This is a genomic window from Herbaspirillum frisingense GSF30 (genome assembly GCF_000300975.2).
Classification (GTDB): Bacteria; Pseudomonadota; Gammaproteobacteria; order Burkholderiales; family Burkholderiaceae_D; genus Herbaspirillum; species Herbaspirillum frisingense.
The window spans coordinates 1-8,119 of sequence record NZ_AEEC02000069.1; the positions used below are offsets into that span (position 1 = coordinate 1).

General features: G+C 63.5%; 8 protein-coding genes. 7 read left to right on the plus strand and 1 reads right to left on the minus strand.

The features are described 5' to 3' along the window. A partial coding sequence (locus tag HFRIS_RS24160) for a chemotaxis protein CheA (RefSeq protein WP_006465656.1) occupies positions 1-1,220 on the plus strand: 1,220 nt, incomplete at its 5' end. An 84-nt stretch (positions 1,221-1,304) separates the two neighbouring features. On the opposite strand, the gene HFRIS_RS24165 is transcribed toward HFRIS_RS24160, so the two are convergent. After that, on the minus strand, positions 1,305-2,246 hold the full coding sequence (locus HFRIS_RS24165; RefSeq protein WP_006465657.1) for a CysB family HTH-type transcriptional regulator: 942 nt from the start codon (positions 2,244-2,246) through the stop codon (positions 1,305-1,307). Positions 2,247-2,432: 186 nt separating this feature from the next. On the opposite strand from HFRIS_RS24165, the gene HFRIS_RS24170 reads away from it, so the two are divergent. The 6 genes from HFRIS_RS24170 to HFRIS_RS24195 all read left to right on the plus strand — a co-directional run. Continuing rightward, positions 2,433-3,206: a sulfite exporter TauE/SafE family protein gene (locus tag HFRIS_RS24170; protein ID WP_006465658.1), complete on the plus strand. Its 774-nt coding sequence runs from the start codon at positions 2,433-2,435 to the stop codon at positions 3,204-3,206. Positions 3,207-3,273: 67 nt separating this feature from the next. After that, complete coding sequence (locus HFRIS_RS24175; protein ID WP_006465659.1) at positions 3,274-4,971, plus strand: nitrite/sulfite reductase; 1,698 nt, start codon at positions 3,274-3,276, stop codon at positions 4,969-4,971. Beyond that, the gene (locus tag HFRIS_RS24180; protein ID WP_006465660.1) at positions 4,964-5,491 is read left to right on the plus strand and encodes a DUF934 domain-containing protein; all 528 of its coding nucleotides are present in this window, start codon (positions 4,964-4,966) and stop codon (positions 5,489-5,491) included. Before HFRIS_RS24175 ends, HFRIS_RS24180 begins: the two co-directional genes overlap by 8 nt. Positions 5,492-5,521: 30 nt before the next feature. Further along, positions 5,522-6,253 (plus strand): phosphoadenylyl-sulfate reductase, encoded by a 732-nt coding sequence (locus HFRIS_RS24185; RefSeq protein WP_006465661.1) that lies wholly within the window; start codon positions 5,522-5,524, stop codon positions 6,251-6,253. Between the two features lie 71 nt (positions 6,254-6,324). Continuing rightward, entirely contained in the window at positions 6,325-7,260 is a 936-nt protein-coding gene (cysD, locus tag HFRIS_RS24190) for a sulfate adenylyltransferase subunit CysD (protein ID WP_006465662.1), read from the plus strand. Then, positions 7,260-8,119, plus strand: an 860-nt coding sequence (locus HFRIS_RS24195) for a sulfate adenylyltransferase subunit 1 (protein ID WP_006465663.1), incomplete at its 3' end; no start/stop codon positions are given. The genes cysD and HFRIS_RS24195, both read left to right, overlap by 1 nt.

Genomic DNA, 8,119 nt, shown 5'->3' on the forward strand with positions numbered 1-8,119 from the left:
CCCAGCACAACCGTCGCGCCAGTGACACGGGCGGCGGTGCCAAGGAAGAAAGCATCCGTATCGATGCCGGCAAGCTCGACGCCTTGCTGGAAGTGGCCGGCGAATCGGTGCAGGCCGCCAACCAGGCCGCCGTGCTGCTGGAAAAGCTGCAACAGTTCAAGTTCGAAGGCACGGCTGCCGCGCTGATGTCGACCCTGGCCGAAACCCTGGGCCGCGCCTCGCGTTATTCCAGCGAACTGCAACGTGCCACCCTGTCCACCCGCATGCAGCCGGTGGGCCGACTGTTCCAGAAATTCCCGCGACTGGTGCGCGAACTGGCCAAGGACCTGGGCAAGGACGTGGACCTGGTCATCACCGGTGCCGATACCGAAGTCGACCGCGTGGTGGTGGACAGCCTCTACGACCCGCTGGTGCACATGCTGCGCAACTCGCTGGACCACGGCATCGAAGTGGACCGCGCCGCCGCCGGCAAGTCCAACAAGGCGACCATCTCGCTGCACGCCTGGCAGGCCGGCAGCAGCGTCATGATCGAAGTGTTCGACGACGGCAAGGGCATGGACCCGGACATGCTGCGCAACAAGGCGCTGGCCAAGGGCCTGATCACCGAACACCAGGCGCTGACCTCGGACGAGGCGCTGCAACTGGTGTTCCTGCCCGGTTTCTCGACCAAGGAAGTGGCCTCCAGCGTCTCCGGACGCGGCGTGGGCATGGACGTGGTCAAGACCGCCGTGGAAAAGCATCGCGGCACCATCCGCATCGACTCCACCATCGGCAAGGGCACCAAGTTCTCGATCCGCCTGCCGATCGAACTGTCGATCATCCCGACCATGCTGGTGCGCTGCGCCGGCGCCCCGCTGGCCCTGCCGATGGCGGTGGTCGAACGCGTGGTGGAACTGCCGGAGACCTTCGACGAGGTCGGCGGTGCCCCGGTGCTGCGCGACCAGGGTCGTCCGCTGCCGGTCAATTCGCTGGCCGGTGTCCTGGGCTACGAGCCGGGCAATGAGCGCGTGGGCATCGTCATGGCGGTACCGCATCCCTACATCCTGGGGGTGGAGTCGGTGGAAGGCACGGCCGACCTGGTGATCAAGCCGCTGACCGCGATCCACACGGCCGGCATCACCGGTACGGCCCGCTCGGCCGAGGGCGAACTGGTGCTGGTGGTGGGCCTGTCCTTCCTGCTGGACGGCTGCCGCGACATGGAACGCACTGCCGTGGCATAAGCCGCACTGCAGTACGGACAAGGCAAAACGGCCGGATCGTCATCGATCCGGCCGTTTTGCCTTGTCATCAACCCCTTGGCGGGCTCAGAGCTCGTACATGTCCTTCTCCCCCTCCATCACCTGGGCGATCAGCTTGCGGTTCAGGGTCGGTGCCAGCAATTCGATGAAGGTATAGACATAGCCGCGCAGGTAGGCACCCTGCTTCAAGGCCACGCGCGAGACATTGGTACCGAACAGGTGGCCCGCCGGAATCGCCCGCAGGCCACGGTCGCGCTCGGCATCGAAGGCGATGCCGGCGATGATGCCCACGCCCATGCCCAGTTCCACATAGGTCTTGATGACGTCGGCGTCGATGGCTTCCAGCACCACGTCGGGCTTCAACTGGCGCAACGAGAAGGCGTGATCGATCTTGCTGCGGCCGCTGAAGGCCGAGTCATAGGTGATCAGCGGATTGGTCGCGATCTCTTCCAGGGTCAGGCTCCTGGACTGCAGCAGCGGGTGCTCGGGTGGCACCACCACCACGTGCTCCCATTGATAACAAGGCAGCGACACCAGACCCTCGCCCGAGGCCAGGGCCTCGGTGGCGATGGCGATGTCGGCCTGGTCGTTGCGGACCATCTCGGTGATCTGCTTGGGATTACCCTGCAGCAATGAAAGATGCACTTTCGGATACTTCTGGGTGAAGGCCTGCACCACCTTGGGCAAGGCGTAGCGCGCCTGGGTATGGGTGGTGGCGATGGTAAAGCTGCCGCTGTCATGCGCGGCGAACTCCTTGCCGATGCGTTTCAGGCCATCCACCTCCTGCATGATCAGCTCCACCGAGCGCAGCACTGCCCGGCCCGGCTCGGTCAGGCCACGGATGCGCTTGCCGTGGCGGGTGAAGATATCCACACCCAACTCTTCTTCCAGCTCGATGATGGCCTTGGAGACGCCCGGCTGCGAGGTGTAGAGCGCCTTGGCGGCCTCGGTGAGGTTGAAGTTCTGCCTTACCGCTTCACGTACGAAACGGAACTGATGAAGATTCATGTGGAAATTCCTTCGCTTCTACCTTGCGCGGCGTCCGCATGTGCGTTTGCGTTTGTATTTGCGACGTCCGCCTGCCTCATTTGCCGCATTTCCATATGCCAAAGGCGTATATAAGCAAATAAATACTATGTAGTTTGGTTTGAAACATAAGTTTATTACGATTCGCAGACTAATGGGCGAGGTGTTATGACTGTTTCTTATGTAGTAAGCGGATTTGCCGTAGGACTGCTGGTCGGCCTGACCGGGGTCGGTGGCGGCTCGCTCATGACGCCCCTGCTGACCTTGCTGTTCGGCATCCACCCTTCCGTGGCGGTCGGTACCGACCTGGCCTTTGCCTCGGCCACCAAGACCGCCGGCACGCTGGCCCACCGTTTCAAGGGGACGGTGCGCTGGGACGTGGTACGTCGCCTGTCCTATGGCGCCCTGCCCGCCGCGCTGGTGACTACGCTGCTGCTGAAGCATTTCGGCGCCGTCAGCGAGGGCATCGCCCTGACCATCCGTTATTCGATCGCCATCTCGGTGTTCCTGACCGTGATTGCACTGCTGTTCCGTTCACGCATGCAGGCCTGGCTCAATGCCAACCCGCAACGCCAGCTGCAAGGCGCTACCCTGTCCAACGCCACCATTGCCGCCGGCGTCCTGCTGGGCACGCTGGTGACCATCTCCTCCATCGGCGCCGGTGCGGTGGGCGCGACCTTGCTGGTCTTGCTGTATCCTCGCCTGACGCCGGCCGAGATCGCCGGCACCGACATCGCCTATGCCGTCCCGCTGACCGCCATTGCCGCACTGGGTCACTGGTGGCTGGGGTCGATCAACTGGGAATTGCTGGCCACCCTGCTGCTGGGGTCGGTACCGGGCATCACCATCGGTTCGCTCGCGGCGCGGGCGGTGCCGGAGAAATTCTTGCGTGGCCTGCTGGCCATTACGCTGACGAGCGTTGCAGTCAAGCTGATTTGGTAGGCTGATTTTCAATCGGGCGCACCTCGCTTCACGGGTCGCCCATCAAGACGTTAACAGGGAAAACAAGATGTACCGCTATGACCAATACGATCACCTGATCGTCAAAGAGCGAGTCGCACAATACCGGGACCAGGTGCGTCGGCGCCTGTCGGATGAGCTGGCCGAAGACGAATTCCGCATCCTGCGCCTGCAAAATGGCCTGTACCTGCAACGCCATGCCTACATGCTGCGCATCGCCATCCCCTACGGCATGCTGGCTTCCAACCAACTGCGCAAGTTCGCCGAGATCGCCGTCAAGTACGACCGCGGCTATGGCCACTTCACTACCCGCCAGAACATCCAGTTCAACTGGATCAAGCTGGAAGAATCCCCGGAAATCCTGGAGCAGCTGGCCAGCGTGGAAATGCACGCCATCCAGACCTCCGGCAACTGCATCCGCAACACCACCTCGGACGAGCTGGCCGGCGTGGCCGCCGACGAGATCGTGGACCCGCGCCCGTACGCCGAACTGATCCGCGAGTGGAGCACCTTCCACCCCGAGTTCGCCTACCTGCCGCGCAAGTTCAAGATCGCCATCAGCGGCGCGGCCGAAGACCGTGCCGCCACCGCCGTGCACGACATCGGCCTGCATGTGCTCAGGAACGAGGCCGGCGAAGTGGGCTTCCGCGTGCTGGTCGGCGGCGGCATGGGCCGCACCCCCATCCTGGGCAGCGTCATCCGCGACTTCCTGCCCTGGAAGCACGCCATGTCCTACCTGGAAGCCATCCTGCGCGTCTACAACCAGCATGGCCGCCGCGACAACATGTACAAGGCCCGCATCAAGATCCTGGTCAAGGCCATCGGCCCCGAGGAATTTGCGCGCCAGGTCGAGGCAGAATGGGCCGACATCAAGGACGGCCCCTCCACCCTGACCGAGGAAGAACTGCAGCGCGTGGCCAAGTTCTTCACCGACCCGGCCTACGAAAACCTTCCTGCCGTGGATGCGGAATATGAACGTCTGAAGGCAGAAGACCGTGGCTTCGCCAACTGGATCAAGCGCAACGTCAAGGCGCACAAGAAGCCCGGCTATGCCGCCGTGCTGCTGTCGCTGAAGAAGCCGGGCGTGCCCCCGGGCGACATCACCGCCGACCAGATGAACTTCGCCGCCGACCTGGCCGACCAGTACAGCTTCGGCGAACTGCGCGTGACCCACGAACAGAACCTGGTGCTGGCCGACGTCAAGCAGTCCGAACTGTACGCGCTGTGGAAAGCCGCCAAGTCGCACGGCCTGGCCACGCCCAACATTGGCCTGTTGACCGACATCATCTGCTGCCCCGGTGGCGATTTCTGCTCGCTGGCCAATGCCAAGTCGATCCCGATCGCCCAGGCCATCGCCGAGAAGTTCGAGAACATCGATTTCCAGCACGACATCGGCGACATCGAACTCAACATCTCCGGCTGCATCAACGCCTGCGGTCACCACCACGTGGGCAACATCGGCATCCTGGGCGTGGACAAGGACGGTTCCGAGTGGTACCAGGTCTCGCTGGGCGGTGCCCAGGGCAACGAGTCCTCGATCGGCAAGATCATCGGCCCCTCGTTCTCGGCCACCCAGATGCCCACCGTCATCGACCGCCTGCTGCAGGTCTACGTGCAGCAGCGCAATGAGGAAGAACGCTTCATCGATACGGTGCGCCGCATCGGTGTGACCCCGTTCAAGGAATTCGTATACGCAACGCCGATCCGTTCGGCCGACTATGTCGCAGGAGAAGACGCCAATGCCTGAAATCATCAAGAACAAGACCGTCGTCAGTGACGACTGGAGCGTGCTGCGCCTGGCTGAAGGCGAGAGCGCAGAGAGCGTGACCATCCCCGAAGGCCGCGTGATCGTGCCGCTGAAGGTCTGGCAGGCACAGGGCGAGGCACTCAAGTCGCGCCCCGAGATCGGCGTCTGGCTGGCCAGCGACGAGCGCGCCGAGGAGCTGAAGGGCCAGCTGGAGAATTTCCGGGTGGTCGCCGTGGACTTCCCCAAGTTTGCTGACGGCCGTGGCTATTCCATCGCCTACAACCTGCGCGCCCGCCTGGGCTATGCCGGCGAGCTGCGCGCCATCGGCGACGTGCTGCGCGACCAGCTGTTCTACATGCAGCGCGTGGGCTTCGATGCCTTTGCCGTGCGCGCCGACAAGAACATCCATGACGCGGTCAAGGGCCTGACCGACTTCTCCGAGAAGTACCAGACCTCCTGGGACGAGAAGAACCCGCTGTTCCGCCGCGTCAAGCGCGAAGCGGTGCAAGCCGCCGACTGAACGGCCCTATTGGACAAGGAAGGACAGCCCATGGCTAACCCAGGCTTGCAAGAACTGATCGCCAAGACCCAGGCCACGCTGGAACGCATCGCCGCCGAGTACGCTCCGGCGGCGCTGGCCTCCAGCCTGGCGGCCGAAGACATGGTGCTGACCGACCTGATCCTGCGCGGCAAGCTGCAGGACAAGATCAGCATCTTCACCCTGGAAACCGGCCGCCTGCACAAGGAAACCGTGGGCATGCTGGACCGCATCCGCGAGACCTACGATTACCAGGTCGCGCCCTACCGTCCGCTGCCCGAGGCCGTCGAAGCCTATGTGCAGAAGAACGGCGCCAATGCCTTCTATGACAGCGTGGAACTGCGCAAGGAATGCTGCCACATCCGCAAGATGGAGCCGCTGAACCGCGCCCTGAGCGGCAAAGCCTCCTGGGTGACCGGACAGCGTCGTGCACAGTCGGTCACGCGTGCCGAACTGCACGTGCAGGAAAGCGATGACGCCCACGGCATGGAGAAATTCAATCCCCTGGCGGACTGGTCGGAACAGGACGTCTGGGACTACATCCGCGCCAACGACGTGCCCTACAACCCGCTGCACGACCAGGGTTACCCGTCCATCGGCTGCGAGCCCTGTACCCGCGCCATCCAGCCCGGCGAGGACATCCGCGCCGGCCGCTGGTGGTGGGAGAACCCGGACTCCAAGGAATGCGGCCTGCACGTGGTCGATGGCAAGCTGGTGCGTATCAAGGCGCACGCGGCGGGCTGAACCAGAATTCAAGCAGAGCCACAATCAGAAACAATCAAAGCCACAACAAGCAAAGCATCGGAAGGCCCGGCATGAACACAGCGGTAGACAAACTCTTTTTGGACAACGCCAGCAACCGTCACCTCGACTGGCTGGAATCGGAAGCCATCCACATCATGCGCGAGGTCGCAGCCGAGTGCAGCAACCCGGCACTGCTGTTCTCGGGCGGCAAGGACTCGGTGGTGCTGCTGCGCATCGCCGAGAAGGCCTTCCGCCCGGGCAAGTTCCCCTTCCCGCTGGTCCACATCGACACCGGCCATAACTTCCCGGAGGTCATCGAGTTCCGTGACCGCCGCGCTGCTGAACTGGGCGAGCGCCTGGTGGTGCGTTCGGTGGAAGATTCGATCAAGCGCGGCACCGTGCGCCTGCGCAATCCGCTGACCGATTCGCGCAATGCGGCCCAGGCGGTGACGCTGCTGGAAACCATCGAGGAATTCAAGTTCGACGCCTGTATCGGCGGCGCGCGCCGCGACGAGGAAAAGGCCCGTGCCAAGGAACGCATCTTCTCCTTCCGCGACGAATTCGGCCAATGGAACCCCAAGGCCCAGCGCCCCGAGCTGTGGGACCTGTATAACACCCGCGTGCATCCGGGCGAGAACATGCGTGTCTTCCCCATCTCCAACTGGACCGAGCTGGACGTGTGGCAATACATCGCCCGCGAGAAGCTGGCCCTGCCCTCGATCTACTTCGCCCATGAGCGCGAGGTGATCCCGCGCAATGGCCTCTTGGTACCGCTGACCGACCTGACCCCGGCCCGCGAAGGCGAGACCGTCGAAAAACAGGTGGTGCGCTTCCGTACCGTGGGCGACATCTCCTGCACCTGCCCCGTCTCCTCTGACGCCGCTTCCGTGGAAGCCATCATCGCCGAGACCGCAGTGACCCAGATTACCGAGCGCGGCGCCACCCGCATGGACGACCAGACGTCCGAAGCCTCGATGGAAAAACGCAAGAAGGAAGGATATTTCTGATGAACGCCGCCGCAACCCAAGAACAACTGGCCAACGCCGCCGCGCCCGCGCACGAACGCGGCCTGCTGCGCTTCATCACCGCCGGCTCCGTCGACGATGGCAAGAGCACCCTGATCGGCCGCCTGCTGTTCGACAGCAAGGGCATCTTCGCCGACCAGCTCGACGCCATCTCGCGCGCCAAGCACAAGCGCACCGTGGGTGACACGGTGGACCTGTCGCTGCTCACCGATGGCCTGGAAGCCGAGCGCGAACAGGGCATCACCATCGACGTGGCCTACCGCTACTTCGCCACGCCCAAGCGCAAGTTCATCATCGCCGATACCCCGGGCCACGAGCAGTACACCCGCAACATGGTCACCGGCGCCTCCACGGCCGACGCAGTAATCATCCTGGTGGACGTGTCCAAGGTAAAGCTGGGCGACGATGGCAGCGTGGAACTGTTGACCCAGACCAAGCGCCACTCCACCATCGCCCACCTGCTGCAGATCCAGCACGTGATCGTGGCCGTCAACAAGATGGACCTAGTGGATTACGACCAGACCGTCTACGACCGCATCGTCGGCGCCTACCAGCAGTTCGCGCAGCAGCTGGGCCTGAAGGATGTGCATGCCATTCCGCTGTCGGCCCTGGCCGGTGACAACGTGGTCACCGCCAGCGAGCGCCTGTCCTGGTACCAGGGTCCGACCCTGATCACCCTGCTGGAATCGCTCTCGGTCTACGAAGATGCGCACGAAGAAGCCTTCCGCTTCCCGGTGCAGCTGGTGGCGCGCCACAACGGTCACGAAGCCAACGATTTCCGTGGCTACATGGGCCGCATCGAAGCCGGCAAGGTCGCCAAGGGTGACAAGCTGGTGGTGCT

Excerpts from the sequence above, each read along its gene's own strand:
- HFRIS_RS24175 (WP_006465659.1), top strand. The coding sequence starts at position 3,274 with ATGTACCGCTATGACCAATACGATCACCTGATCGTCAAAGAGCGAGTC.
- HFRIS_RS24185 (WP_006465661.1), top strand. The coding sequence starts at position 5,522 with ATGGCTAACCCAGGCTTGCAAGAACTGATCGCCAAGACCCAGGCCACG.
- cysD (WP_006465662.1), top strand. The coding sequence starts at position 6,325 with ATGAACACAGCGGTAGACAAACTCTTTTTGGACAACGCCAGCAACCGT.
- HFRIS_RS24165 (WP_006465657.1), bottom strand. The coding sequence starts at position 2,246 with ATGAATCTTCATCAGTTCCGTTTCGTACGTGAAGCGGTAAGGCAGAAC.
- HFRIS_RS24170 (WP_006465658.1), top strand. The coding sequence starts at position 2,433 with ATGACTGTTTCTTATGTAGTAAGCGGATTTGCCGTAGGACTGCTGGTC.
- HFRIS_RS24180 (WP_006465660.1), top strand. The coding sequence starts at position 4,964 with ATGCCTGAAATCATCAAGAACAAGACCGTCGTCAGTGACGACTGGAGC.